Source organism: Mesocryomonas lacus, from assembly GCF_055730135.2.
This window is the reverse complement of record NZ_JBUZWE020000009.1, coordinates 188,698-214,089: the sequence shown is the minus strand read 5'-3', so window position 1 is coordinate 214,089 and position 25,392 is coordinate 188,698. Positions and strand designations below refer to the sequence as shown.

The 25,392-nt window shown below is 66.9% G+C and carries 23 protein-coding genes; 13 read left to right on the top strand and 10 right to left on the bottom strand.

All coding sequences use genetic code 11. The features are described from left to right. Positions 1-378 precede the first annotated feature (378 nt). From osmF to ACZLZY_RS15710, 4 genes are read left to right on the top strand one after another with little or no spacing between them, the layout of a single operon-like run. Positions 379-1,290 (top strand): glycine betaine ABC transporter substrate-binding protein OsmF, encoded by a 912-nt coding sequence (gene osmF / locus ACZLZY_RS15725; RefSeq protein ID WP_472934672.1) that lies wholly within the window; start codon positions 379-381, stop codon positions 1,288-1,290. Positions 1,291-1,301: 11 nt separating this feature from the next. Next, the gene (locus ACZLZY_RS15720; RefSeq protein ID WP_472934737.1) at positions 1,302-2,531 is read left to right on the top strand and encodes an ABC transporter permease; all 1,230 of its coding nucleotides are present in this window, start codon (positions 1,302-1,304) and stop codon (positions 2,529-2,531) included. Next, positions 2,528-3,469 carry an ABC transporter ATP-binding protein gene (locus tag ACZLZY_RS15715; protein ID WP_472934671.1) on the top strand — a complete coding sequence of 314 codons (942 nt, stop codon included), beginning with the start codon at positions 2,528-2,530 and terminating at the stop codon, positions 3,467-3,469. Before ACZLZY_RS15720 ends, ACZLZY_RS15715 begins: the two co-directional genes overlap by 4 nt. Beyond that, positions 3,466-4,209, top strand: a complete 744-nt coding sequence (locus ACZLZY_RS15710) for an ABC transporter permease (protein ID WP_472934670.1) — start codon at positions 3,466-3,468, stop codon at positions 4,207-4,209. Before ACZLZY_RS15715 ends, ACZLZY_RS15710 begins: the two co-directional genes overlap by 4 nt. 126 nt (positions 4,210-4,335) lie before the next feature. On the opposite strand, the gene ACZLZY_RS15705 is transcribed toward ACZLZY_RS15710, so the two are convergent. From ACZLZY_RS15705 to ACZLZY_RS15675, 7 genes are all read right to left on the bottom strand, one after another. After that, positions 4,336-5,148, bottom strand: a complete 813-nt coding sequence (locus ACZLZY_RS15705; protein ID WP_472934669.1) for a flagellin — start codon at positions 5,146-5,148, stop codon at positions 4,336-4,338. A 322-nt stretch (positions 5,149-5,470) separates the two neighbouring features. Beyond that, positions 5,471-6,493 carry a sulfate ABC transporter substrate-binding protein gene (locus ACZLZY_RS15700; protein WP_472934668.1) on the bottom strand — a complete coding sequence of 341 codons (1,023 nt, stop codon included), beginning with the start codon at positions 6,491-6,493 and terminating at the stop codon, positions 5,471-5,473. A gap of 232 nt (positions 6,494-6,725) precedes the next feature. Continuing rightward, on the bottom strand, positions 6,726-8,135 hold the full coding sequence (hydA, locus tag ACZLZY_RS15695) for a dihydropyrimidinase (protein ID WP_472934667.1): 1,410 nt from the start codon (positions 8,133-8,135) through the stop codon (positions 6,726-6,728). Continuing rightward, positions 8,135-9,352, bottom strand: a complete 1,218-nt coding sequence (locus tag ACZLZY_RS15690; protein ID WP_472934666.1) for a cysteine desulfurase-like protein — start codon at positions 9,350-9,352, stop codon at positions 8,135-8,137. Before ACZLZY_RS15690 ends, hydA begins: the two co-directional genes overlap by 1 nt. Positions 9,353-9,406: 54 nt before the next feature. Continuing rightward, the gene (locus ACZLZY_RS15685; RefSeq protein ID WP_472934665.1) at positions 9,407-10,075 is read right to left on the bottom strand and encodes an amino acid ABC transporter permease; all 669 of its coding nucleotides are present in this window, start codon (positions 10,073-10,075) and stop codon (positions 9,407-9,409) included. Between the two features lie 309 nt (positions 10,076-10,384). Further along, positions 10,385-11,173 carry a transporter substrate-binding domain-containing protein gene (locus tag ACZLZY_RS15680; RefSeq protein ID WP_472934664.1) on the bottom strand — a complete coding sequence of 263 codons (789 nt, stop codon included), beginning with the start codon at positions 11,171-11,173 and terminating at the stop codon, positions 10,385-10,387. 50 nt (positions 11,174-11,223) lie between these two features. Next, on the bottom strand, positions 11,224-12,507 hold the full coding sequence (locus ACZLZY_RS15675) for an amidohydrolase family protein (RefSeq protein WP_472934663.1): 1,284 nt from the start codon (positions 12,505-12,507) through the stop codon (positions 11,224-11,226). A 113-nt stretch (positions 12,508-12,620) separates the two neighbouring features. Here ACZLZY_RS15675 and ACZLZY_RS15670 point away from each other — a divergent pair, with 113 nt between their 5' ends. Next, a complete protein-coding gene (locus ACZLZY_RS15670; RefSeq protein ID WP_472934662.1) occupies positions 12,621-13,037 on the top strand; it encodes a nuclear transport factor 2 family protein in 417 nt (138 codons plus the stop codon). A gap of 154 nt (positions 13,038-13,191) precedes the next feature. Here the strand turns inward: ACZLZY_RS15670 and ACZLZY_RS15665 are convergent, their stop codons facing one another. Both ACZLZY_RS15665 and ACZLZY_RS15660 read right to left on the bottom strand, forming a co-directional pair. Beyond that, positions 13,192-13,932 (bottom strand): GntR family transcriptional regulator, encoded by a 741-nt coding sequence (locus tag ACZLZY_RS15665; protein WP_472934661.1) that lies wholly within the window; start codon positions 13,930-13,932, stop codon positions 13,192-13,194. 210 nt (positions 13,933-14,142) lie between these two features. Further along, entirely contained in the window at positions 14,143-14,862 is a 720-nt protein-coding gene (locus tag ACZLZY_RS15660; protein WP_472934660.1) for a GntR family transcriptional regulator, read from the bottom strand. 239 nt (positions 14,863-15,101) lie between these two features. Between ACZLZY_RS15660 and ACZLZY_RS15655 the strand changes: the two genes are divergently transcribed. From ACZLZY_RS15655 to ACZLZY_RS15635, 5 genes are all read left to right on the top strand, one after another. Continuing rightward, the gene (locus ACZLZY_RS15655; protein ID WP_472934659.1) at positions 15,102-16,091 is read left to right on the top strand and encodes an ABC transporter ATP-binding protein; all 990 of its coding nucleotides are present in this window, start codon (positions 15,102-15,104) and stop codon (positions 16,089-16,091) included. A gap of 35 nt (positions 16,092-16,126) precedes the next feature. Continuing rightward, positions 16,127-17,416: an ABC transporter substrate-binding protein gene (locus ACZLZY_RS15650; protein WP_472934658.1), complete on the top strand. Its 1,290-nt coding sequence runs from the start codon at positions 16,127-16,129 to the stop codon at positions 17,414-17,416. A 247-nt stretch (positions 17,417-17,663) separates the two neighbouring features. Then, entirely contained in the window at positions 17,664-18,542 is an 879-nt protein-coding gene (locus ACZLZY_RS15645) for an ABC transporter permease (RefSeq protein ID WP_472934657.1), read from the top strand. Position 18,543: 1 nt separating this feature from the next. After that, positions 18,544-19,428: an ABC transporter permease gene (locus tag ACZLZY_RS15640; protein ID WP_472934656.1), complete on the top strand. Its 885-nt coding sequence runs from the start codon at positions 18,544-18,546 to the stop codon at positions 19,426-19,428. Between the two features lie 42 nt (positions 19,429-19,470). After that, a complete protein-coding gene (locus ACZLZY_RS15635; RefSeq protein ID WP_472934655.1) occupies positions 19,471-20,139 on the top strand; it encodes an aspartate/glutamate racemase family protein in 669 nt (222 codons plus the stop codon). A 90-nt stretch (positions 20,140-20,229) separates the two neighbouring features. Here the strand turns inward: ACZLZY_RS15635 and ACZLZY_RS15630 are convergent, their stop codons facing one another. Next, positions 20,230-21,531: a porin gene (locus ACZLZY_RS15630; protein WP_472934654.1), complete on the bottom strand. Its 1,302-nt coding sequence runs from the start codon at positions 21,529-21,531 to the stop codon at positions 20,230-20,232. Positions 21,532-21,879: 348 nt separating this feature from the next. Here ACZLZY_RS15630 and ACZLZY_RS15625 point away from each other — a divergent pair, with 348 nt between their 5' ends. The 3 genes from ACZLZY_RS15625 to ACZLZY_RS15615 all read left to right on the top strand — a co-directional run bounded on the left by ACZLZY_RS15625 (position 21,880) and on the right by ACZLZY_RS15615 (position 25,361). After that, positions 21,880-22,554 carry a GntR family transcriptional regulator gene (locus ACZLZY_RS15625; protein ID WP_472934653.1) on the top strand — a complete coding sequence of 225 codons (675 nt, stop codon included), beginning with the start codon at positions 21,880-21,882 and terminating at the stop codon, positions 22,552-22,554. A 171-nt stretch (positions 22,555-22,725) separates the two neighbouring features. Next, positions 22,726-23,703, top strand: coding sequence for an ABC transporter substrate-binding protein (locus ACZLZY_RS15620; RefSeq protein ID WP_472934736.1), 978 nt, complete (start codon positions 22,726-22,728; stop codon positions 23,701-23,703). A gap of 134 nt (positions 23,704-23,837) precedes the next feature. Next, positions 23,838-25,361: a sugar ABC transporter ATP-binding protein gene (locus ACZLZY_RS15615; protein ID WP_472934652.1), complete on the top strand. Its 1,524-nt coding sequence runs from the start codon at positions 23,838-23,840 to the stop codon at positions 25,359-25,361. Positions 25,362-25,392 lie beyond the last annotated feature (31 nt).

Below are 25,392 nucleotides of genomic sequence, written 5' to 3'. Positions count from 1 at the left end.
TCGCGTCAAGAGAAAAGGCGGCGGGCAAGGCGTCATCGCCGCGCGGGATTGGCATTGTCTTCGCCTTTGCTGACGGCCGGGAGAAGAGGACCGATCGTCCACCTCCTTTGGGCCCTTGCGCCAACACCTTCTCGAGCCAACGCACCGAACGCCGGGCCGTTGCAGCCATTGCAGGGGCTCCCGCCCCGGGCCGGCGTAAAACATGCCTCCAAACGCCGTCGTGAACGGAAAAACCTTGCTCGGCATCGCCGGGGGGCTTGGCTATCGTCGGCGCTGGACCAATTCCGCTCTGGGAATGCCAGACGGCGTCCTGACCTCATTGCGGATTGCCCGATACCGCCGGACCCGGCAGGGCCAGCCCCCATCAAGGATTGCAGCATGCGTTTCGGCAAGACCCTCCTCGGCGCCGCCATCGCCACCGGCCTCTTCGTCGCCTCGGCGAGCGCGCAGGTGGTGGTATCCTCGAAGATCGATACCGAGGGCGGCGTGCTCGGCAACATCATTCTCGGCGTGCTCGAGGCGAACAAGATCGCGACGACCGATCGGCTTCAGCTCGGCGGCACGCCGATCCTGCGCCAGGCGCTGATCGCCGGCGAAGTCGACATCTACCCCGAATATACCGGCAACGCGGCGTTCTTCTTCGAGAAGGCCGAAGATCCCGCTTGGAAGGATGCAGCTAAAGCCTATGCCGAGGCCAAGAAGCTCGACTACGACGCCAACAAGATAGTCTGGCTGACACCCTCGCCGGCGAACAACACCTGGGCGATCGCGGTCCGCAAGGACATGGCGGACGCCGACAAGCTCGAAAGCCTCAGCGACTTCGGCAAGTTCGTCGCCGGCGGCGGCACCGCCAAGCTCGCGGCCTCCGCCGAGTTCGTCAATTCGGCCGCGGCCCTGCCGGCCTTCCAGACCGCCTACGGCTTCACGCTGAAGTCCGACCAGCTGATCACGCTGTCCGGCGGCGACACCGCCGCGACCATCGCGGCCGCCGCCAACCAGACCAATGGCGCGAACGCGGCGATGGTCTACGGCACCGATGGTGGCATCGCCCCGTCCGGCCTCGTGGTGCTGACCGACGACAAGGGCGTGCAGCCGGTCTACCAGCCCGCGCCGATCATCCGCGAGGCCGTGCTGAAAGAGCATCCGGAAATCGAGACCCTGCTGAAGCCGGTGTTTGAGAAGCTCGACCTCGTCACCCTGCAGGAACTGAACGGCCGCGTGCAGGTGGGCGGCGAGCCGGCCAAGGCCGTGGCGCAGGAGTTCCTGACCAAGAACGGCTTCGTCAAATAGGCCTCCCGTCGATCCCGTCGGCCGCTGAAGCGCGGCCCGCGCCGCCGCCCCTCCCCCGACGGGCGGCGGCAAGCGTATTGCGGCCCGACAAACTCGGCGTCGCGATCGCCGTCATCATCGCGGCGGGCGCACTTCTGCCCTTCGCCACCTTCCGCGCCAACCGCATCGTCCCCGGCACGGCCGAAACCGTCGCCGGCGCCTTGCCCGCGGCGGGCGCCTTCTTCTTCGCCGCCGCGATCGTGGCGACGCTCGCGATTGCCGCGCTGCGCACGCCCGGGCTCCTGCGCCTTGCCGCCAGCCTTTTCGGCCTTGCCAGCATCGCCATCCTGATCGGCGTTTCGGCCGGGCATCTCGCGCCGCCCGCCAACCCCTATGCCCGCGTCTCGCCGGCATCCGGCTTCTGGGTCATGACCTTCGGCTTCGCGCTACTGGCGACCGACGCCTTCACCCGCCTGCGACCGACACCGCTGCAGCGCATCGCGATGCTGGCGGGCGTTTTCCTCGCGGCCTGGGGACTGCTCGCCTCCGGCCAGTGGGACGGGCTGTCGATCATGAAGGAGTATACCAGCCGCGCCGACAGCATCTGGACCGAAATCGGCCGACACGCGGTGCTGGCGCTCGGCTCGCTCGCCGCCGCCGCGCTCGTCGGCCTGCCGCTCGGCGTCCTCTGCCACCGCGTGCCGCGGCTGCGGGCGGGGGTGCTCGGCGCCCTCAACATGGTGCAGACCATTCCCTCCATTGCGCTGTTCGGCATCCTGATCGCGCCGCTCGCCTGGGTCGCGGCCAACGTGCCTGGCGCCTCCGCCGTCGGCATTCGCGGCATCGGCGGCGCCCCGGCCTTCGTTGCGCTCTTCCTCTATTCGCTGCTGCCGGTGGTGGCGAACACCGTGGTTGGCCTCGCCAGCGTCTCGCCCGCCGCCAACGATGCGGCGCGCGGCGTCGGCATGACCGACAGGCAGCGGCTTTTCGGCGTCGAACTGCCGCTGGCGCTGCCGCTGATCCTCACCGGCATCCGCATCGTCCTGATCCAGAACATCGGCATGGCGACCATCGCCGCCCTCGTCGGCGGCGGCGGGCTCGGGGTCTTCGTCTTCCAGGGCATCGGCCAGACCGCGCTCGACCTCGTCCTCCTCGGCGCACTGCCGACGGTGGCGATGGCCTTTGCCGCCGCCGTCGTCCTCGACGCCGGCATCGAGCTCAGCCGGCCCCGCGGGGCACAGGGACAGAGGAAGGCGTCATGATCGAGATCGACGGTCTCACCAAGCGCTATGGCGAGACGACCGTGGTCGACAGCGTGTCGATGGTGATCGAGCCGCGCAGCATCGCCGTCATCGTCGGCACCTCCGGCTCCGGCAAGACGACGCTGATGCGGATGATCAACCGGCTGGTCGAGCCGACGTCGGGGACGGTGCGCCTCGACGGGGAGGACAACCGCAGCCTGCCCGGCTTCGAGCTGCGACGGCGCATCGGTTACGCCATCCAGGGCGACGGCCTGTTCCCGCACCGGACCGTGGCCGAGAACATCGCGACCGTCCCGACCCTCCTCGGCTGGGACCGCGCCCGCACCGAGAAGCGCGTCGCCGAACTCCTCGAGCTCTTCTCGCTCGACCCCGCCCTCTTTGCGGCCCGCTACCCGCACGAGCTCTCCGGCGGCCAGCGCCAGCGCGTCGGCGTTGCCCGGGCGCTGGCGGCCGAGCCGAACGTCCTGTTGATGGACGAGCCTTTCGGCGCGCTCGACCCGGTGATCCGGGCGAAAGCCCAGATCGATCTCCTCGACATCCAGAAACGGTTCGGCACGACGATCATCCTCGTCACCCACGACATGGAGGAGGCGATCCTCCTCGGCGACAAGATCGCGGTGATGGATGCCGGCCGGCTGATCCAGTTCGCCAGCCCCGCGGAAATCCTCGCCCGACCGGCGACGCCTTTCGTCGAGACGCTGATCGGCACGGCCGAGCGGCCGTTCCGCCTGCTGTCGCTCGGCACGGTCGGCGCGCTGGTCGAGCCCGGGACGGCGGAAGGCACGGCGATCGCAGCGGCGGCCTCGCAGCGAGACGCGCTGGCCGAGCTGCTCTGGTCCGGACGCCCGGCGCTGCCGGTGACGGACGCTGAAGGGGCGACGATCGGCCGGGTGACGATCGAGGCGCTGGTGCGCCACGCCGCGAGACCCGCGCCGTGAGCCGCTGGTGGCCGGTGCTGCTGCGGCTGGCGGCGCTGGCCGTGCTCATCGCGTTCCTCGTCGATCCCCAGCCCTTCGCGCCGCTGCTGCGCCCGTTCACCGACAACAACGCGCCGGCGATCTACAACCAGGGCAGCCTCCTGGCGCTCACGCTGTCGCATCTCCGGACCGTGTTCCTCGCGACCGCGGCGGCGACGCTCGTCGCGGTGTCGCTCGGCATCCTGGTGACGCGGCCGATCGGGGCGGAGTTCCTGCCGCTGTCGCGCAGCATCGTCAACATCGGCCAGACCTTTCCGCCGGTGGCGGTGCTGGCGCTGGCCGTGCCGGCGGTGGGCTTCGGCGAGAAGCCGACGCTGATTGCGCTCTTCCTCTACGGCCTCCTACCGATCTTCGAGAATACGGTGTCGGGCCTCACCGGCCTGCCGCCGACGATCCGGGAAGCCGCGCGCGGCGCCGGCATGACCGGCTGGCAGCAGCTTCTGCGCGTCGAGCTGCCGCTCGCCTTGCCTGCGATCCTTGCCGGCATCCGCCTCTCGGCGGTGATCGGCCTCGCCACCGCCACCATCGGCTCGACGGTGGCTGCCAAGACCCTCGGCGAAGTCATCATTGCCGGCCTCGTCTCCAGCAACCTTGCCTTCGTTCTGCAGGGCGGCCTGATCGTCGCGGTGCTGGCGGTACTGATCTATGACGGCCTGTCGGGCCTCGAGCGCTGGGTGGCGCAGCGGGGCAGCAGCCGGTAAGGCGCGCCGCCCAACGCGTGAAAGGCCCCCCGGCAGTTGCCGGAGGGCCCTGGTTAAGCCGCGATGTGCTGGTCGCGACGGGGAGACGCGAGGTCGCCCGCGCGGCTTAAGGGGAAGCTCGGTCTCTTACTGGAAGAGACGGAGGACGTTCTGGGCCGACGAGTTGCCGATCGAGAGGGCCTGGTAGGCCAGCTGCTGCCGCACCTGGAGGGAAGTAACCTTCGCCGATTCCTCTTCGAGATTGGCGTCCACCAGCGAAGAGACAGCGCTTTCCTTGATCGACTTCAGCGAGGACAGGAAATCGGACTGCGAGGAAAGGCTCTCGGAGTAGGCGGAAAGCGTCGCCGTGTAGTCCGAGATCTTCGTAAGAGCCGTATCAACCTTGTCGCTAAGGGTCAGGATGTCCGTCGTCGTGGTGGCCGTGATGGCTGCAGCGATGTAGTCGGTGTCAGCTGTCAGCGCGACGGTCGTCACATCAAGAGCGGTAGAAGCACCCTGGTCGACTGAAATCTTGGTCGAAACGGTCGCCGACGCAGCGGTGAGAAAGTTGGTACCCTGGAAGCCCGCGCTGGAGGCGAGTGCGGCGATCTGCTTCTGGAACGCGGTCACTTTCTTTACGTCGGCAGCGGTTGCCCCGGCGTTGGTGGCGCTATCGGCCACTTCCTTGATCTTGCCGAGGATGTCGCTGATTTTGTCCATTGCGGCGACGGCGACATCCGCGGTCGACTTATTCGTGGTGATACCGGTCGCCAGCGCGTCCTGGCTCTTTACGTCTGAGCGAATGCCCTGCGCAAGCGTGAAGACAGTCGCGTTGTCGGAGGCCGAGTTGACCTTCAGGCCAGTTCCGATGCGGGTCTGCGTTGTCGCAAGATCCTTGTTCGTCTGGCGGAGCGAAGCGAGAACGAAAGAGTTCGAAGCGGTGTTGTTGATGCTGACCATTGTATTTTTCCCCGTTAGAGCCGCAAGAGCGTTGTGCTCGTTGCTTGCAGGGATACTTATGCAGCTATTCTTTGAACGCTTTCGTTGCTAGCTATCGACAATTTGAGTGAATCGCCTTTTCTGTATTCGGCTACTTATATTTGGTTTATCGTTGGTTTGGTAGTGACTGAGAATTTGCGTTTTCAGTTTTAGCGAAACTTAACCTTGCCTGCCGCCCGGGCGCAGGACGACCAAGGCCGCGACACGAAAAAGGGACCGGAATCGCATTGAATCCAGTCCCTTGCATCGAGAGCGCGGGGTCCGGCCCCGCGCCATGCGCGGCTCAGCCCTTCGGCTTGTAGATCTGATCGAACGTGCCGCCATCGCCGAAATGCTCGGGCTGCGCCTTGGCCCAGCCGCCGAACAGCGGATCGTCGACGGTGACGAGCTTCACCTGCGGGAAGCGCGCATTGTCCTCCTTGGCCGCAAGTTCCGGCTTGAACGGCCGGTAGAAGTGCTTCGCGGCGATCGCCTGGCCTTCGGGCGAATAGAGGTAGTTCAAATAGGCTTCGGCGACTTCGCGCGTCCCCTTGGTGTCGACGTTCTTATCGACGACAGCCACCGGCGGCTCGGCGACGATCGAGATCGACGGCACGACGATTTCGAACTGGTCGGCGCCGAGCTCCTCGAGCGTCAGGAAGGCCTCGTTCTCCCAGGCCAGCAGCACGTCGCCGATGCCGCGCTGGGCAAACGTCGTGGTCGAGCCGCGGGCGCCGCTGTCGAGCACCGGCACGTGGCCGTAGAGCTGGCCGACGAACTCCTTGGTCTTGGCCGCATCGCCGCCATACTGCTGGTTGGCCCAGGCCCAGGCGGCGAGATAGTTCCAGCGGGCGCCGCCGGAGGTTTTTGGGTTCGGCGTGATCACCTCCACGCCGTCCTTGACGAGATCGCCCCAGTCCTTGATCGCCTTCGGATTGTCCTTGCGCACCAGGAAGACGATGGTCGAGGTATAGGGCGCGCTGTTGTTCGGCAGCCGGCCGCGCCAGTCCGCATTGATCTTGCCGGACTTCTCGGCGATGGCGTTGATGTCGGCCTCGAGCGCCAGCGTCACCACGTCGGCATCCAAGCCGTCGATCACGGTGCGCGCCTGAGCGCCGGAACCGCCATGCGACTGGCGGACAGCGACGGCGTCATGCCCCTCGGCCGCCCAATGCTTGGCGAAGGCGGCGTTGAAATCCTTGTAGAGCTCGCGCGTCGGGTCGTAGGACACGTTGAGCAGCGTCTGCTGCGCGGCGGCCGGCAGCACCGGCAGCGCGAAGGCCAGCGACAGGCCGAGGGCGGCGAGAAGGGTCGTCGATCGGGACATGGATCTCCTTTCGGCGGCCGGATTTCGGCCGGGGGAAACGGACGGGAAGTGTCCTGCGAGGGTGCCGCGCCAAACGCGATCTCTAGCGCCGAGACTAGTCAATCTACTGAAACAGTCGATATTAAACTTTCTGTTTTGCAGGTCCCGGCAGGAATTTCATTCCGCCGGGGACCTTCCTCCATTCCGGAAGCCGGACCTCCGGCGCTGGCCGTCCTGTCCGCTCGGCCGACGCCTAGAGAACCTTGCCCGCCGTCAGGCTCGAGAGGCTCCGGCTGACATAGGCGCCATCGGCCTTCGTCCCCTCCAGCACGCCGTCGCGCAGCATCACCTTGCCGCCGAGCACCACCGTCACCGGCCAGCCGGTGATCTCGATCCCCTCATAGGGACTGTAGTCGGCGCCGTCGTGGAGGTCGGCATGGCGGATGGTGCGGGTGAGTGTGGGGTCCCAGATCGCGATGTCGGCGTCGCAGCCGATGGCGATGCGGCCCTTGTTCTCCAGCCCGTAGAGCTTGGCATGATTGGTCGAGGTCAGCGCGACGAAGCGCGGCAGGTCGATGCGCCCGGCCATCACGCCTTGCGAGAACAGGATCGGCAGCCGCGTCTCGACGCCGGGAATGCCGTTCGGGATGTGGCGGAAGTTTTTCGCGCCCTTCGGGTTCAGCTTGCCCGCGGGGTCGTCGTAGCGGAACGGGCAATGGTCGGAGGAGAAGAGGTCGAAGACGCCGTCTTCCAGCCCGTTCCAGCAGGCCGCCTGCTCCGCCGTATCACGCGGCGGCGGCGAGCAGACGAACTTCGCGCCCTCCCAGTCCATGCCCTCGAGGTCGGCGGCGGTGAGCGTCAGGTATTGCGGGCAGGTTTCCGACACCACCTTGCGGCCCCGCGCCCGGGCCCGCCGGATCTCGTCGATCGCCGCGCCGTTGGAGACGTGGACGATGACCACCGGCACGTCGACGATCTCGGCGAGCGACATCGCCCGGTGCGTCGCCTCGCGCTCGGCCGCGACGGGCCGGGTCGTGGCATGCGCGCGCGGACGCACCTCGCCCTCCGCCTCGTGCCGGCCGATGAGGTAGCGGATCGCGTCCTCGTTCTCGCAGTGGACCATGACCAGCGCGCCGGTGCGGCGGGCGACGTCCATGGTGGCGAGGATCTCGGCATCGTTCAGACGGAGGCCCTCATAGGTCATGAACACCTTGAAAGAGGTGTAGCCGTCGGCGACCAGCGCCGGCAGTTCCTGCCCCAGCACCGCCTCGGTCGGATCGGAGACGATGAGGTGGAAGGAGACGTCGGTGTAGCAGTTGCCTTCCGCCAGCGCGTGGTAGCGCTTCAGCCCCTCGCGCAGGCTCTCGCCCTTCTCCTGCAGGCAGAACGGCAGCACCGTGGTGTTGCCGCCGTAGAGCGCCGAGCGGGTGCCGCTCTCGAAGCCGTCGGCCATGACGATGCCCTCGCCCGAGGGCTGGGCGAGATGCACATGGCTGTCGATACCGCCCGGCAGCACGAACTTGCCGGTGGCGTCGATGGTCTCGCGCGCCGGCCCGAGGTCGTGACCGAGGGTGACGATGACGCCACCCCTGATGCCGACGTCGGCCATGAACGTGTCCGAGGCGGTGGCGACGGTGCCGCCGGAGATGACGAGGTCGAGCATCAGAGGCTGGGCTCCAGCGCCGCGATCAGCCGGTCGACCTCCTCGACGGTGTTGTAGTGCACCATCGAGACGCGCACGACGCCGTCGGTGGCGCCGAGCCCGTGCTCCTCGACGATCCGCTTGGCGTAGAAGTCGCCGTAGCGGATGCCGACCTTTGCGTCGTCGACGGCCTCGACGATGCGCTTGGAGCTCTCGTTGCCGACGGTGAAGCTCACCGTCGAGACGCGGTCCTCGATATCAGAGGAGGCGCGACCGATGATCCGCACCGAATTGCGGCTCTGCAGGAAGTCCATCAGCTTCGCCGTAAGCACCCGCTCCTGCTCGGCGATCTGATGGAAGCCCGCCTCGATCGCCACCCGGCCGGGCGACGCGCCAGCGCGAACGCCGAGTTCCTCGACATACTCCACCGCGCCGATCGAGCCCCAGGCGAGCTCGTAGTTGATGTTGCCGGGCTCGATCTTGTGCGGCACCCGGCTCTTGTCGAAGAAGTAGTGGTAGATGTTGTCGAGCTCCAAGAGCTTGTCGCGCTTGCCGAACATGACAGCGAAATGCGGACCGAACACCTTGTAGACGCTGAAGATATAGTAGTCGCAGCCGAGCGCCTGGACGTCGACCGCCCGGTGCGGCGCGTAGGCGACGGCATCGACGCAGACTTCGGCGCCCGCGGCATGGGCGATGTCGGCGATCTCGCGGATCGGGTTGATGGTACCGAGGATGTTCGAGGCGTGCGTCACGCAGACGAGCTTGGTCTTCTCGGTGATCATCGCCTCGAGATCGGCGAGATCGAGCTCGAAGGTCTCGGGGTCGCACTTCCAAAACTTGATGACGACGCCGCGCGGGGCGTGCTTCAGCCAGGGGCCGATGTTCGCCTCGTGGTCGGTGTTGGTCAGGATGATCTCGTCGCCCGGCTGCAGCTTGCCGGTCATCGCCTCGGAGAGGAAGCGGATCAGGATCGTCGTCGACGGGCCCATGACGATCTCGCCGGGATCGGCGTTCATGAAGGTGGCGAACGCCTTGCGCACTTCGCCGACGCGCCGCGTCGCTTCCTGGCTCGGGCCGTAGCTCGCGCCGGTCTGGACGTGGGTGGTCAGGAGATAGTCGGAAATGCGGGCGGCGACGCGGGACAGAACAGCGCTGCCGCCGGCATTGTCCATATAGGCCCATTCGCTGGAGAGGGCCGGAAACTGGCGGCGGACGAAGTCGAGGTCGAGGGTCATGGCAGTGCCTTTGTCGGGCGCATCGGCGCCGAAATCAGGAGCGTATAGAAGAGGTCAGCCGCGGCGGTCGCCCTTGTGCTCGAAGCGCGAGACGAGGCGCACGAGCGGCAGCAGCAGCAGGAGATAGAGGATAGCGGCGCCGATCAGCGGCGTCGGGTTGGCGGCGAGCGCCTGCGCCTGCGTCGCCTGCTTCAGAAGATCCGGCAGGGCGACGACCGAGGCGAGCGCGGTGTCCTTCATGACGTTGATCGAATTGTTGGTGAGCGGCGGGATGACGATGCGGATCGCCTGCGGCAGCACGACCTTTGCCATCACCAGCCAGGGCGACAGGCCGATCGCCCGCGCCGCCTCGAACTGTCCGCGCGGCACCGCCTCGATGCCCGACCGGAAGATCTCGGCGGCATAGGCGGCCGACACCGTGGTCAGCGCGAAGCAGGCGGCGACGAAGGGCGAGAAGCGGATGCCGATAAAGGGAAAGGCGTAATAGACGATCACCAGCCAGACCAGCACCGGCAGCGCCCGGAAGACGTCGATGTAGACGATCGCAAGAAACCGCAGCGGCTTTGCCGCATAGAGCCGCACCAGCACCAGCGCGAGCCCGCCAGCCAGCCCCAGCACGATCGACAGCGCGCCGAGGAAAATCGTGCGCAGCAGACCGTCGAGCAGCAGCGGATAGGTGCGCCAGAGCACATCGACGTTGAAGAAGGTGGTGATGATGTTCATGCCGACTTTCGGATTGGTTCAGGTGTACTTTTCTTCGCCCCCCGCTTCCTCATCCCGGCTGCGAGCGGGATGCTGGCACCGGAGCGGCGAGGACGAGACGCGGCATGGGTCCCCGGCCTGCGGCCGAGGATGACGAGCCTGAGGGGGTAACGCTCCCCTTTTGACCGCAAAGGTTGGCGCTATCGTCTGCTGAGATGAAGGGCGCCATCCTTCGAAGTCGTCATCCTCGGGGCCTTGGCCCCGGGGACCCATGCCGAAACGGTAACATCAAACTAACGGGGCCGGATGAACTCACCCGGCCCCGTCCCATCAGTCCGTGGTCTTCGGCGTATCGGCCACCGCCACCGTGCTGGTCGTGTCCTCGGCCTTCACGCCGAACCACTTCTCGTGCAGCTTGGCGATGAAGCCGTCCTTCTTCATGGCGGTGATGGTGGTCGAGGCCTTGGCGGTCAGCGGCGAATCCTTGGCGAACATGATGGAGTATTGCTCGCCCGACTTGATGCGCTCGACGACCGCGAACTGCGGCTTGTCCTTGATGTAGTAGGCGACCGCCGGAATGTCGGAGATGTAGCCGTCGATGCCGCCATTGCCGAGGTCAAGCATGGCGGGCGCGAGGCCCTCGAAGCGGCGGATCTCGGCGATGCCGAACTCGGCCTGGTGGGCGGTGGCGTAGATGTCGCCGGTCGAGCCGGTGTCGACGCCGACGGTCTTGCCCTTGAGCGTGGTGGTGCCCTTCACGTCGGACGTCTTCAGCGTCGAGAGCGACTGGTCGCTGTCGTAATAGGGCTGGGCGAAGGAGACCGACTTCAAGCGTTCCTTGGTGATGGTGATCGACGACACGGCGGCGTCGACGCGGCCCGACTGCACGGCCGAGAACAGGCCGGAGAACGGGATGTTGGAAAACTCGACGCCGTCATAGCCGAGGCGCGAGGCGACTTCCTTGACGAGGTCGATCTCGAAACCGACGGTCTCGGACTTCTCGTCCTGGAACTCCCAGGGGACGTTGCCGATGTTGGCGCCGACGGTGAGGGTTTCGGCCAGGGCCGGGCCGGCGAAGGCGGCGGCGAGCGTGGCGGCAAGGAGGATGGAGCGGCGCATGGAAGTCTCCTGTTGGGGTTGGCGGCGGGGGTGGAAGGGGTCGGCGGAGCTCAGGTCTCCGCGGCAAAGAGGTGCGGCATCGCTTCTTCGAGCGCTGGCACCGGATCGCCCGGCCTCAACAGCCGCGCGAGCGGGCGGACGAAGGTCTGGCGGCCGCGCTTGAAGCCCATCAAGGGCGCGGCGATCTCGGCCAGCGCCAGCACCGCATCGGGCGCATCGAGCACCACGAGGTCGGCGGGATGACCGGTGGCGATGCCGTAATGCTGGATCCGCATCAGCTTGGCGGCATCGGTGGTGACGAGGTCGAGGCAAGCGTCGAAACCGGCGGGCCCGATCTGCGCCGTGTTGGCGTACAGATTGGCCATCCGCAGCAGCGAGCCGTCGCCGAAAGGCGTGAACGGGTTGAGGACGTTGTTGGTGGCGAGCGAGGCGGTGACGCCCCTTTCGGCGAGGAGATGCACCGGGGCGATGCCGCGCGGCCTGTTGGCGAGGCGGTCGCGGCCGCCGAGATAGAGGTCGGTCGACGGCAGCGCGGTGACGGCAACGCCTGCCTCCACCAGCGTCAAGGCCGCCGCCTGGAAAGCCGCGGGCCCCATGGCCGACAACTTCGTCGCATGGCCGATGGCGACCCGGCCGCCCCAGCCATGCGCCACTGTCTGGCGGCAGACCTCGCCGATATGGCTACCGTTTGGGTCGAGGTCAAAATCGAGGTGGAAGTCGAGGTCGACGTCGAACCGGACGGCGATGGCGAAGAGACGCGCGATCTGCGCCGCCGGATCGCTGTCGGTATAGGGGCAACCGCCCAGGAGGTCGGCGCCTCGCTGCAAGGCTTCGACCAGAAGTTCCTCGGTGCCGGGATCGTTGGTCATCCCCTCCTGCGGGAAGACGCAGATCTCGAGGTCGATCGCAAAGGCATAGTCGCGCTTCAGGCCGAGGATCGCCTCGAGGCTGCGCAGGCCGATGCGCGGGTCGATCTCGACATGCGTGCGCATGTGCATCGTGCCTTGTAGGATCGCCTTCTCCAGCGTCCGCTGCGCCCGCTGGCGGACGTCCTCGACGGTGAAGCCCTTTTTCAGCGCCGAGACGGTGCGGATGGCCTCCTTGAGGTCGCCGGTGCCGCAGCAGGAGAGCAGGCACGACTTGTCGAGATGGATGTGGCTGTCGACGAAGCCGGGGATGACCAGCCGGCCGCCGAGATCCTCCGAGCGGGTGCCGGCCGGCAAAGTCGGCGCGATCGCGGCGATCCGGCCATCGGCGACGCCGACATCGCGCAGGCCCTCGACGCCGCGGAGCGCGGCGTTGTGGAGGACAAGATCGAAGGGCTTCGCTAGCATGAGAGGATCCCGGGTGGCCTGCACACATCCCGACCAGACTGCGCATTTATTCTGCATGCATTTTCTGGGCCAAACTGTATGACTGATTTTGCCCGCTGTGAAGAGGAAATCCCATGTCCGCCCTCCCTGCCCCGGAAACGACCCTCTCGGCCGATGCCACGATCGTCCGCGACTACCTCGAGGCCTCGATGATTCCCGACCCGGATGCAGCGGCCGCCTACATGGCGCCCGGCTGCACCATCACCTTCACCGGCGGACGCGAGTTCGACCATCCGCGCGGTCCGACCTCGGTCAATGCCGGCCGCTATGCCTGGGTGAAGAAGCGCATGCTGCGCTTCGACGTCGCGCCGGGGGACGGCGAGACGGTGGTCTACTCCACCGGCTATCTCTACGGCGAATGGCCGGACGGCACGCCCTTCGACCACAACCGCTACGTCGACCGCTTCGTCGTGCGGGACGGGATGATCATCAAGATGGACGTCTGGAACGACAGCGCCGAATGGATTCTCGAGCCGTCGCTGCGGCGCTGAAGCCTGGCTTCTTCGCCCCATCGGGGAGAAGTGGCCGGCAGGCCGATGAGGGGCGATGCGCAGCATCGCGCATCCTGTCTGGATAAGGCGAGAACCCCTCGTCCCGCTGCCGCAACCTTCTCCCCGCGGGGGAGAAGAACGAAGCTTTGCCGCCCTACTTCACCGCGCGCCGCTTCGGCGGGGCCGCCTCCGCCACCGCGTAGGGCGCCAGGATGTCCATCAGGTCGCGACCACGCGGCTCGGGCGCGGTGAGAAGCGCCCGTCCCGCCACCAGCTCGAGATGCTCGCCCATCGCCGCCATCGCCCGATCGGCGTCGCCGGAGGCCAGCGCCTCGATGATCGTCCGATGCTCGTTGACGGCACATTCCGAGGAATGCGGGCGCCCGAAGGTCGAGAGGGCGAGGCAGGAACGGTAGGCGATCTCGCGGACATAGCGGATCAGCACCGTCTTCCCCGACATCTCGGCGAGCAGCACGTGAAACTCGGTCGCCAGCCGGATCGAGTTCGCCTCCTGCCCGCCGCGCGCCGCCTCCTCGGCCGAGACGTGCGCTTCCAGCTCGGCGATCTGCCGGGCGGTAAGCCGTCCGGCCAAAGCCTTCACCACCAGCCGTTCCAGCTCGATGCGGATGTCGAAATCGTCGCGCGCCTCCTCGAAGGAGGGCGTCGCGACCACCGCCATGCGGTTGCGCCGGAGTTCCACCAGTCCCTCTGAGGCCAGTTGGCCGAGGGCGTGGCGGGCGATGGTGCGGCTGACGCCGAAGCGTTCGCCGAGCGCGTCCTCCGGCAGCTTGTCGGCCGGGGCGAGCGCCCGCTCGAGGATGGCGCGCCGGATCGCCCGGCAGATCGTGCCGACCTTGTCGGCCGAGGCCCTGGTGATGTCGCCGCCTTGCTGCATGACACTTCGCTTTCCCGTCCGGTCCGCGCCAGATAGCGCCGGCCGCAGCGTGCTGGCAACGATGCCACGACGCCGCTGCGCCGATAGCACAAAGGCTGGCCGATAGTGCATGCACTTTTACGGCTTACCCGTATGCACATAATTGCACCAGACTGCTTCCATCTTGCACAGCCAACGCAGCAGACAGGGCGGCGCCAGACGGTCAGCCTCTCAGCCGGCGCGGCGGGGCACGGCGATGGCGTCGGCGATGCTGGAGCGGCGCGCCGGGCGCGGCGAAAGGTCGAGGCCGGCCAGAAGGTCGAACAGATGCTGGCGCATCAGCGACGCCGCCTTGTCGCCGTTTCCCTCCGTAAGGGCAGCGAGCAACGCATGATGGGCGCCGCTCGCGCACATCGCCTCCGGCCGCCGCCAGTAGAGCGCGACCACCAGCGAGGAGCGCGACAGGAGATCGCCGACGATCGAGGCGAGGACGCCATGGCCGGCAATGCCCGCGAGCAGGCGGTGGAAATCGGCGGAGATGTAGACGGCATCGCCGGGATCGTCGGCGGCGATCGCCGCGTGCTCGGCCTCGATGCAGGCCTCCAGCCGGGCGGCGTCGGCGGGCGTCATCTTCTGCGCCGCCAGGCCGGCGATGCTGGGCTCGACCAGCGCGCGGACTTCAAAAATCTCGCGCGCCTCCTCGGGCTGCGGACGGGCGACGCTGGCGCCCTTGTTGCGCTCGATCACGACGATGCCGTCGCCCGCCAGCGCCTGCAGCGCGGTGCGCACGATGGTGCGGCTGACGCCGAAAGCCTCGGCGATCTCGTCCTCGACGAGCTTGGCGCCGGGGTCGAGGCGGTGGCGGATGATCGCCTCGTGCAGCCCGTCGCGCACCGGCTGCCATGAGGCCTCGCCGCCCGCCTGCCGGATGTCCGGCTCACCCCTTGCCATGCCCGCACGCCCCTCGCTTCCGCAAGGCTGAAGGATGCCAGAGCGCCCCGCGGAGGGCAAAGCCTATTCGTGCACAATAATTGTACACAATGATGGGAATCCACGCGCTCGGCTGCCCTGGAAGCGACCAGCGGAAGCCCTTCAGTCCGCCAATGGGAGCCGAGAACGCCGGACGGGCTGCCACCGCCCGATCTGGCACGTCCGATGCATAGAGGTAAGGGAAGGCTGAGGGAACGAGCATGGACGACGGCAAACTCGAACTGGTGCAGGTGACCAAGCGCTACGGCGAGACCGTGGCCGTGGACGGGATCGACCTGCGCATTCCCGCCGGCACCTATTGCTGCTTCCTCGGCCCCTCCGGCTGCGGCAAGTCCTCGACGCTGCGGATGATCGCCGGCCACGAGATCGCCAGCGCCGGTGACATCCTGCTCGGCAACGCCAACATCACCGAGCTGCCGCCGTCGAAGCGCGGCACGGCGATGATGTTCCAGAACTACGCGCTGTTCCCGCACCTCACCGTCGAGGACAACATCGCCTTCTCGCTGAAGATGCGCGGACAGGACAAGGCGGCGCGCTACGCCAAGGCGGGCGCGGTGATGGAGCTGGTCGATCTCGGCAAGTTCGCCAAGCGCATGCCGGCCCAGCTCTCCGGCGGCCAACAGCAGCGCGTCGCGCTGGCCCGGGCGCTGGTCACCGATCCCGGCATCCTCCTCCTCGACGAGCCGCTCTCGGCGCTGGACCCCTTCCTTCGGCTCCGGGTGCGCACCGAGCTGAAGCGGCTGCAGCGCGAGCTCGGCATCTCCTTCCTGCACGTGACGCACGGCCAGGACGAGGCGATGGCGCTCGCCGACCTCGTGGTGATCATGAAGGACGGCAAGATCGAGCAGTCCGGCTCGCCGCAGGACGTCTTCCACCGGCCGCGCACCGCCTTCGTCGCCCGCTTCATGGGCGGCCACAACGTCGTCACCCTGGAGGGCCAGCCGCTGACCATCCGCGCTGACAAGGTGCGCCTCGGCATCGGCGGCGAGGCGACGCGCACCCTCCTCGGCGAGGTCCGCGGCGTCGAGTACCAGGGCGCGACCGTTACCGTGGTCCTTGCGACGACCGACGGCGGCGAGATCACCGCCGTCATCCCCGAGGAACAGTTCTACCCGGCGCCGGCAGCGCTCGGCGACAGCCGCAACATCCATTGGGCACGCGGGGACGAAGTCGCCCTCGCCGCCGCCTGACCCGCAAGACTTCCACCCCACAAGAGAGGAACGCCATGACCGAGATGTTCAAGAATTTCGTCAGCCGCCGCAGCCTGCTGAAGACCGGCGGCGCAGCCGTCGCCGCCTCCGCGATCGGCGGCATCACCGGCTTCCCCTATGTCTCCGGCGCCCGCGCGCAGGAAGCCAAGACCTTGCGCTATCTCGGCACGGCGGTGAACCAGTCCAAGGAGATCGCCGACAAGGTCAAGGAAGACCTCGGCATCACCATCGAGTACGTGCCGGTCACCACGGACGAGGTGACCAAGCGCATCATCACTCAGCCCAACACCTTCGACATCGTCGACACCGAATACTTCTCGCTGAAGAAGTTCGTGCCGTCGGGCAATCTGATGGGCATGGACGCCAAGCGCATCAAGGAATTCGACAACATCACGCCCGTCTTCACCAAGGGCGAGATCAACGGCAAGAAGATCGGCGACCAGGGCACCGCGCCGTGGAAGGTGCTCTACCTCCAGGGCAACAAGTCGAAGGAATTCTCGGCCGAGCCGACGCAGTGGATCTCGCTGATCCCGACCACCTACAATGCTGACACGCTCGGCATCCGCCCCGACCTCATCAAGCGCCCGATCGAGAGCTGGGCCGAGCTTCTGAACCCCGAGTTCAAGGGCAAGGCGTCGATCCTCAACATCCCCTCGATCGGCATCATGGACGCCGCGATGGTCATCGAGGCCACCGGCAAGTACAAATATCCCGACAAGGGCAACATGACCCGCGACGAGATCGACATGACGATCGAGACGCTGATCGAGGCCAAGCAAGCCGGCCAGTTCCGCGCCCTCTGGTCCGACTTCAACGAGAGCGTCAACCTGATGGCCTCCGGCGAGGTGGTGATCCAGTCGATGTGGTCGCCGGCCGTCACCGCCGTGCGCGGCAAGGGCATCGACTGCGTGTTCCAGCCACTGAAGGAAGGCTATCGCGCCTGGGCTTCCGGCTTCGCGCTGCCCGCTACCCTCGAAGGCCCGAAGCTCGACGCCGCCTACGAGTTCGTCAACTGGTTCCTGTCCGGCTGGGCCGGCGCCTTCCTGAACCGCCAGGGTTACTACGCCGGCGTACTTCCCACCGCCAAGGCCGCCATGCAGCCCTATGAATGGGCCTACTGGATGGAGGGCAAGGAAGCTGCCGAGGACATCAAGTCCCCGTCCGGCGAGACCATCGCGCTAAAGGGCACCAAGCGCGACGGCGGCTCCTACGAGGACCGCATGGGCGCCGTCGCCTGCTGGAACGCCGTCATGGACGAGGACGCCTACATGATCCGCAAGTGGAACGAGTTCGTCGCGGCGTAAGGCGACGCTTCAAACCTGCTGATCTCCCCCCTGGAGGGGGAGATGGCCGGCAGGCCAGAGGGGGGCGCCGTCGAGCGCGGCGTTTCCGGACATCCCAGCAAATGCCCCGGAGCACCGAGCCCTGGGACCGAAAAGACAGAGCAGCGATGACGTTCATTGCCGCGGCGGCTCGCCCTCCTCTGTCCTGCCGGACATCTCCCCCTCAAGGGGGGAGATTGGCGGCGTTACCCTCTCACCCGGATCTTCCATGGCATCACGCTCCAGCATCGCACCCTATCTCCAGGCCATGCCGCTCGGCTTGGTGTTCTTGGTCTTCCTGGTGATTCCGCTGGCCTTCATCGTGGTAGTGAGCTTCTGGACCTATGAGAACTATTCGATCCAGCCGGCTTTCGTCCTGCAGAACTACATGGACGTCTTCGACCGCTGTATCGTCAAGCTGCCGACCGTCTGCACAACCTTCAAGACCTACCTGTCGACGCTCTACTTCTGCGCCACCGTCTGGGTGCTGACTCTGCTGATAGGCTTCACCGTCGCCTACTTCCTCGCCTTCGAGGTGCGCAGCAAGGCGATCCAGTCGATGCTCTTCCTCGTCTGCACCATCCCGTTCTGGACCTCCAACGTCATCCGCATGATCTCCTGGATCCCGCTGCTCGGGCGCGAGGGGCTGGTGAACAAGGCGCTCCTCGGCATCGGCGCGATCGATGCGCCGCTGGACTGGCTGCTCTATTCGAAATTCTCGGTGACCATCACCTTCGTCCACCTGTTCACCTTCTTCATGGTGGTGCCGATCTACAATTCCATGCTGCGGATCGACCGCTCGCTAATCGAGGCAGCGAAGGACGCCGGCGCCAGCGGCTGGCAGACGCTGACCAACGTCATCATCCCGCTCTCCAAGACCGGCATCGCCATCGGCTCGATCTTCGTCATCACCATCGTGATGGGCGACTTCATCACCATCGGCCTGATGGGCGGCCAGCAGATCGCCTCGGTCGGCAAGACGATCTCGGTCGAGATCAGCTACCTGCAGTTCCCGGTTGCCGCCGCCAATGCGGTGGTGCTGCTCGCCACCGTCCTCCTGATGATCTTCGCGCTGACGCGGCTCGTCGACATCCGCAAGGAGCTTTGAGATGAGCGAAAAGCGCAGCCCGGTCTTCTACCTCCTCGCCGCCTTCTTCACGCTCTTCGTCGCTTTCCTCTACGGGCCGACGCTGACCATCGTCATCCTGTCCTTCCAGGGCCCGCAGGGCGGGCTGACCTTCCCGATGAACGGCGTCTCGACGCACTGGTTCGGCGTGCTCTGGCAAGGGCTCGGCGTCGTCGACGTCTGGGCGGCCTTCGGACGCTCCTTCCGCCTCGGCCTCGTCGTCACGGTGCTGACCGTGGTGATCTCGGTTCTGGCGGGCCTCGCCTTCCGACGCCGGTTCTTCGGCTCGACGCTCCTGTTCTACACCGCCATCGCCAGCCTGATCCTGCCCTCAATCGTCGTCTCGCTCGGCATCGCGCTGGAGTTCCGGATCCTCGACGACTTCATCAAGGAGCATTCCCTCCTTGGGCCCGCCTTCCAGTCGGCGATGGGCCTCTTCACCTCGGCGCTCGGCGCGCACCTCACCTGGACGCTGCCTTTCGGCATGCTGATCATGTTCGTCGTCTTCAACCGCTTCAACCCGGCCTATGAGGAGGCCGCGCGCGATCTCGGCGCGTCGCCCTGGCAGACGTTCCGCCATGTCGTGCTGCCGATCATCGCGCCCTACCTCATCGGTGTCGCGCTGTTCGGCTTCACCCTGTCCTGGGACGAGATCGCCCGGTCCAGCCAGGCGATCGGCGGCCCGAACACGCTGCCGCTGGAACTGCAGGGCCTGACGACGACGGTGACCACCCCGGCGATCTACGCGCTCGGCACGATGACGACGGCGATCTCCTTCCTGGTCATCGGCGCGACGCTTGGCACCGGCCTGCTGCTCCGCCGCCGCCGCACCCGCGGCGCCTCCGATGCCGGCAAGGGCACGCTGTAGCCTCCGCCCTGCCCCCTCACCCTCGACGTCGAAGAAATCCGCATGCGCCTCTGCTTCATCAACCCGAACTCCACCGCCTCGATGACCGACAAGGTCGCGATCGCAGCCCGGGCCGCGGCTTCCGACGGCACCGAGATCGTCGCGCTGACCTCGGCGAGTGGCCCGGCCTCGATCCAGGGGCCGGAGGATGGCGATGCCGCCGTGCCCGGCCTTCTCGCGCTGATCGCCGAGCATGCCGACGCCATGGACGGCTTTGCCATCGCCTGCTTCGACGATACCGGCCTCGCGGAAGCGCGGCGGCTGACGGACAAGCCCGTCGTCGGCATCGGCGAGGCCGCCTTCATCGCCGCCATGGCCGGTGGTCGGCGGTTTTCCGTCGTCACCACGCTGTCGGTGTCGATCCCGGTGATCTCAGGAAATATCGAGACCTATGGCTTCTCGGCCGCCTGCGCGCGGGTACGGGCGTCGGAAGTGCCGGTGCTGGCGCTGGAGGAGGAAGGCAGTGCCGCCCGCGAGACGGTGGCCGCCGAGATCGCCCGCGCCCTCGCCGAGGACCAGCCCGCGGCCATCGTGCTCGGCTGCGCGGGGATGGCCGACCTTGCGGCCGACTATACCGGGCGCTTCGGCTTGCCGGTGATCGACGGCGTCGTCGCGGCCGTCAGGCTGCTCGAAAGCCAGGTTCTCGCCAACTCGGCGGGCGACCGCGACTAAAAAGCCGCGCGCCCGAGGGGACGCGCGGCTGATGGCCTATCATCCATAACCACATGCCGGAGGGGGTGCTTTCACCCCATCCGGACGGGCTCAGAACTCGCGCTTCAGCTCGAGATAGCCGGCCGTCTGGTCGAAATTGTCGACGCCCGCCGGCAGGTCGATGTCGCGGTAGGAGACTTCGCCGAGCAGCGAGAGGTTGGTCGTGATCTCGTAGCCGACATTCAGGCCGAGACCGTAATAGTCCGCCGATCCGACCTTCTGCGTGGCGCCGACGAACTCGTTGCCGTTGAAGAAACCGCCATTCGCCACTTCGAGGTCGAAGGTCTCGCCGTAGACGCCGTCGACCGCGAGGGTGAGCTTGCCGAAAGTCTGGCTGTAGCCGGCGCCGACCTGATATTCGCTCGGCACGTTCTGCCCGACGAAATTGCCGTCGAGGAGCCCCTCGCCATAGGCGGTCTCGACCACGGCGTATTCCGTCGGCTCGAAGGCGTAATGACCCTCGATCTTGAACGAGGAGTCGTCGGCGACGAGGTTTTCGAGAAGGACGCCGGCCTTCAGCGCGAAGGCGCTGTCGTTGGCGGCATAGCCTTCCGGCAGGACCAGCGTACCAAAGATGTCGCTGTCGACGCCAAGCGATGCAAAGTCGACATCGTTGGCGAAGGTCCGGCTGTAGGCTTCCTCGTCGAAGACGCCGATGAGGTAGGCGCCGCCGAAGGCGCCGGTATAGGCGAGCTTGCCGAGGACGTCGGGGACGAAGTCGCCGGTGCCGTCGTCTTCGGCCGAGATCGTCGCCGAGAAACCGTTGTCGGTGTACATGTAGGAGAGACGGTTCTGCGTGAAATCGCCGGCGGCGAAGTCGGCTTCCTCGAGCAGCAGGCCGTCCTCGATGCCGCCGTCATTGTGCGTCCACAGCGAGTCGACATAGCCGGCCGTCAGGCCGCCGAGCTGCAGATAGCCCTCGTCCATGCCGTAGCCCTGGTCGCCGGTGGAAAAGCCGTCGCCGGTGTTCTCGGCCTGCACGCGGGCCTTGGCGCGCAGCGTGCCGAACTCGGTCTCCTCGCGGGCGTCGAACTCGAGCCGGGCGCGGACCCGTGTGCCCATGCGCGCGGCATCATTGTCGAAGACGACGTCGCCATTGGCATCGCGCCCGGCATCGTCGAGGTCGCTGTTGCCGATCTTGTCCTCGACGATCACGCGGGCGCGGACATAGCCGCCGACCTTGAGGCAGGTCTCGGTGCCCGGAATGTAGAAGAAGCCGGCGCCGTAGACGTCGCAGACGCGGACATATTCGGCCGGCTCGGGCTCGACCATGACCACGGCATCGGCGGCCTGCGCCGACATCGCGCCGGAGAGGACGGCAGCGGAGGTGAGGAGAAGGGTCTTGATGCGCATTCGAAACGCTCCTGGTAACCGCGGCCTGACACACCAGCAGCAATTGCGGCGGCGATGGGGCTGGACTAAGGTTTCAACGCGAAGCCTATATGACGACAAGATGGTCGCTGCACGCAAAGATAGGTCATGCTTACTTGTCTGGGGCTGGCTGTTGCAGCGGGGCAACGATGCTGCGGGCGCGGTGCGGCTCTCACCCCAGAGCGCGGCTGATCTTACTCAGCGCTCTCCAACAAGTGCCGATGAAGCCCCGGCAACGCCACCAAACAGCTGAGTGAACTAAATAGAAAATTTTTTATTGACCCGCTCCCGTTGCCGTGATGATCTCTCGCCAAATCGGGGGGAGCGGTGATGGCGACCGGGCGACCGACGCTGGCGCGACAGGCCTATGCGGAAATCCAGAACAAGATCCTGTCGGGCGAGCTCAGCGCCGGGCAGCGGCTGTTTCCGGACGAGCTCGCGCAGGAACTGGCCATCAGCCAGACGCCGATCAAGGAGGCGTTGGCGCTGCTCGAACGCGACGGCCTCGTCACCGGCAACGACCGCCGGGCCTCGCTGGTGCGGCGTTTCCTCGTCGAGGACATCGTCGAGATCTACGAGGCACGGATCCTGATCGAGACCAATGCGGTGACCGCCGGCTGGAGCGCCGGACGCGTCGACGCAGCCTTCATCGACGGGCTGGCGACGCTGGCGGCCCAGCAGTTCCAGATCCTGCCGGCCAGGAACAAGGCGGCGCTCGGCAAGGCGATCGCGCTCGACCGGGAGTTCCACGACCGGCTGGTGAAACTCGGCGGCAATTCGGTGCTCGCCGGATGGCACCAGTCGATCCAGATGCGCCTTCAGACCGCCCGGACCTACTCGATCGACACCTATGTCGCCGAGCGGGTCCGGATCGAGCATACCGCCATCATGGACGCCTTCCGGTCGGGCGACGCGGAGGCCGTGGTCGCGGCGCTCCGGCACCATCTGGAATCCAGCCGCGACGACCTGGTGGCCCGCCACCCGGACGAGTTGCCGGTCAAATAAAAGGGTCTGCGTCCTTCGGGGACGCTGGCACGACAACAGAATTCCTGGCGGAGCAGCGGAACAACCGCGCCCGCCAGCCCCGAACGGGGCAAGGATCACGGCATGCTCCGCGCCGGCATGACGATGACACCGCAGAGCGCCTTTGGGAGGAATAGAATGTCATCGTATCGCATGAGCCGCCGCGGCATCCTCGGCACCGTTGCCGTCGCCCTTCTCGCCGTCTCCAGCCTGGTGCCCGCGGGCCCGGCGGTGGCGCAAGGGGTGACGATCCCGATCATCGTCAAGGACACCACATCCTTCTACTGGCAGATCGTGCTGGCCGGCGCCCGCGCCGCCGGCAAGGACCTCGGCGTCACCGTGCCAGAGCTCGGCGCGCAGGCCGAGACCGACGTCAACGGCCAGATCTCCATCCTTGAAAACGCCGTCTCCGGCGCCCCGGCGGCGATCGTCATCTCGCCGACCGAACGCGCCGCGCTCGGCGCCCCGATCACCGAGGCGGCCGCTTCCGTGCCGATCATCGGCATCGATTCCGGCGCCGACTCCGACGCCTTCTCCTCGTTCCTGACCACCGACAACGTCCAGGGCGGGCGCATCGCCGCCGACGGCCTGGCCGCTGCGATCACCGCCAAGCACGGCAAGGCCGAAGGCGACGTCGCCCTCATCACCAACACGCCGGGCGCCGGCTCGCTCGAGCAGCGCCGCGAGGGCTTCACCGCCCAGCTGAAGGAGAAGTATCCCGGCCTCAAGCTCGTCGCCGACAAGTATGCCGACGGCCAGGCGGCGACCGGCCTCAACATGACGACCGACCTTCTGACCGCCAATCCGAACCTCGTCGGCATCTTCGCGTCGAATCTCATCATGGCGCAAGGCGCCGGCCAGGCGATCGCCGAGAACAAGGCGCAGGACAAGGTCGCGCTCGTCGGCTTCGACAGCGACGACAAGCTGGTCGGCTTCCTGAAGGAAGGCGTGATCTCGGCGCTGGTGGTCCAGGACCCCTACCGGATGGGCTATGACGGCATCAAGACCGCGCTCGCCGTCTCCAAGAAGGAGAAGGTCGAGAAGAACGTCGACACCGGCGCCAACCTCATCACCACCGCCAACATGAACGATGCTCGCTCGCAGGAACTGCTCAACCCCAAGGTCAACTGAGCCCAAGGTCAATTGAGCCGCGACAGCCGAGCCCGCCGTGAACAGAGCCCGGAAGCAACCGGGCCGGCGCGGCGGCGCGCGACCATCCTCCGGGGGCATCCGCTCCCGGAGACATCCTGGGAGGGAGTGACAGCGTGACGCAAGCATTGGCCGCCCGAGGGGTGGCAGCGGCCGAGACGCCGGGGCCGATCTTCGAGCTCAAGGGCCTCGAGAAATCCTACGGCCCGGTCCGGGCGCTGAAACCCCTGACGCTCGCCTTCGACGCCGGCGAGATCCACGCCATCGTCGGCGAGAACGGCGCCGGCAAGTCGACGCTGATCAAGCTCCTGACCGGCGTCATCCGGCGGACGGCGGGCGAGGCCTTCTGGCGCGGCCAGCCGGTGACGCTTGCCCAGCCGCAGGACGCGATCGACCTCGGCATCAATGCCGTGCACCAGGAGGTCGTGCTCTGCCCGCACCTTTCGGTCGCCGCCAACATCTTCCTCGGCGACGAGAAGGCGCGTTTCGGCATCCTGCAAAAGCGCGAGATGACCAAGGCCGCGCAGGCGATCCTCGACGACATGGGCTTCCGGTTGCCGGCGGGCGCCCCGCTGGAATCGCTGACCATCGGCCAGCAGCAGCTCGTCGCCACCGCACGTGCCTCGCTGCGCGGCACACGGTTCCTGATCTTCGACGAACCGACCGCCTACCTCACCCGCCAGGAGGCCGACCAGCTGTTCGCCCTCATCCGCCGCCTGAAGGCGGAAGGGGTGACGATCGTCTACATCAGCCACCGGATGGAGGAAGTGTTCGAGCTCGCCGACCGCGTCTCGGTGCTGCGCGACGGCGTCCTCGTCGGCACGCGGCTGATCGGCGAGACGAATGACGCCGAACTCGTCGCCATGATGATCAACCGCTCGCTGGAGCAGATCTACCACAAGGAGACGATCGCGCTCGGCGCCCCCCTCGTCGAGGTCCGCAACCTCTCGGGCCCCGGCTTCAGCGACGTCTCGCTGACGGTGCGCGCCGGCGAGATCGTTGGCCTCTACGGCCTCATCGGCGCCGGCCGCAGCGAGTTCGTCATGGGCCTCTACGGCCGGACGAAGAAGACGGCGGGCGAGACGCTGTGGAAGGGCCGGCCGGTCGAGATCTCCGACGAGCGCGTCGCCATCGGCCTCGGCATGGCGCTGGCGCCGGAGAGCCGGCGCGACCAGGGGCTTTGCCTGAACCTGCCGATCGGCCTCAACCTCAACCTCCCGATCTACGACCGGCTCACCCGCGGCCTCACCGTCTCGCGCACGCTCGAGCACGAGCACGCCGACCGGCAGATCAAGAGCCTCGGCATCAAGACGCCGAGCCGGCGGAGCCTTGCCTCCTCCATGTCGGGCGGCAACCAGCAGAAGATCGTCATCGGCAAGTGGCTGAACCACGGCGCCGAGCTCTTCATCTTCGACGAGCCGACGGTCGGCGTCGACGTCGGCACCAAGGCCGAGATCTACCGCCTGTTCGGGGCGCTCCTGAAGCGCGGCGCCGGCATCCTCCTGATCTCGTCCTACCTGCCGGAGGTCTACGAGCTCGCCGACACGCTGCACGTCTTCCGCAGCGGCCACCTCGTCGCCACCCGCGCCTACCAGCAATCAAGCCACGAGGACGTCTTGGCGCAAGCCATCGGCGTCTGACGGCACCGCCCCATCAGGCCTGCCGGAAACC

Bases quoted from the DNA above. Each gene is read 5' to 3' on its own strand.
- osmF (WP_472934672.1), top strand. From the start codon at position 379: ATGCGTTTCGGCAAGACCCTCCTCGGCGCCGCCATCGCCACCGGCCTC.
- ACZLZY_RS15715 (WP_472934671.1), top strand. From the start codon at position 2,528: ATGATCGAGATCGACGGTCTCACCAAGCGCTATGGCGAGACGACCGTG.
- ACZLZY_RS15705 (WP_472934669.1), bottom strand. From the start codon at position 5,148: ATGGTCAGCATCAACAACACCGCTTCGAACTCTTTCGTTCTCGCTTCG.
- ACZLZY_RS15700 (WP_472934668.1), bottom strand. From the start codon at position 6,493: ATGTCCCGATCGACGACCCTTCTCGCCGCCCTCGGCCTGTCGCTGGCC.
- hydA (WP_472934667.1), bottom strand. From the start codon at position 8,135: ATGCTCGACCTCGTCATCTCCGGCGGCACCGTCGCCACCGCCTCGGAC.
- ACZLZY_RS15690 (WP_472934666.1), bottom strand. From the start codon at position 9,352: ATGACCCTCGACCTCGACTTCGTCCGCCGCCAGTTTCCGGCCCTCTCC.
- ACZLZY_RS15685 (WP_472934665.1), bottom strand. From the start codon at position 10,075: ATGAACATCATCACCACCTTCTTCAACGTCGATGTGCTCTGGCGCACC.
- ACZLZY_RS15680 (WP_472934664.1), bottom strand. From the start codon at position 11,173: ATGCGCCGCTCCATCCTCCTTGCCGCCACGCTCGCCGCCGCCTTCGCC.
- ACZLZY_RS15675 (WP_472934663.1), bottom strand. From the start codon at position 12,507: ATGCTAGCGAAGCCCTTCGATCTTGTCCTCCACAACGCCGCGCTCCGC.
- ACZLZY_RS15670 (WP_472934662.1), top strand. From the start codon at position 12,621: ATGTCCGCCCTCCCTGCCCCGGAAACGACCCTCTCGGCCGATGCCACG.
- ACZLZY_RS15665 (WP_472934661.1), bottom strand. From the start codon at position 13,932: ATGCAGCAAGGCGGCGACATCACCAGGGCCTCGGCCGACAAGGTCGGC.
- ACZLZY_RS15660 (WP_472934660.1), bottom strand. From the start codon at position 14,862: ATGGCAAGGGGTGAGCCGGACATCCGGCAGGCGGGCGGCGAGGCCTCA.
- ACZLZY_RS15655 (WP_472934659.1), top strand. From the start codon at position 15,102: ATGGACGACGGCAAACTCGAACTGGTGCAGGTGACCAAGCGCTACGGC.
- ACZLZY_RS15650 (WP_472934658.1), top strand. From the start codon at position 16,127: ATGACCGAGATGTTCAAGAATTTCGTCAGCCGCCGCAGCCTGCTGAAG.
- ACZLZY_RS15645 (WP_472934657.1), top strand. From the start codon at position 17,664: ATGGCATCACGCTCCAGCATCGCACCCTATCTCCAGGCCATGCCGCTC.
- ACZLZY_RS15640 (WP_472934656.1), top strand. From the start codon at position 18,544: ATGAGCGAAAAGCGCAGCCCGGTCTTCTACCTCCTCGCCGCCTTCTTC.
- ACZLZY_RS15635 (WP_472934655.1), top strand. From the start codon at position 19,471: ATGCGCCTCTGCTTCATCAACCCGAACTCCACCGCCTCGATGACCGAC.
- ACZLZY_RS15630 (WP_472934654.1), bottom strand. From the start codon at position 21,531: ATGCGCATCAAGACCCTTCTCCTCACCTCCGCTGCCGTCCTCTCCGGC.
- ACZLZY_RS15625 (WP_472934653.1), top strand. From the start codon at position 21,880: ATGGCGACCGGGCGACCGACGCTGGCGCGACAGGCCTATGCGGAAATC.
- ACZLZY_RS15620 (WP_472934736.1), top strand. From the start codon at position 22,726: ATGAGCCGCCGCGGCATCCTCGGCACCGTTGCCGTCGCCCTTCTCGCC.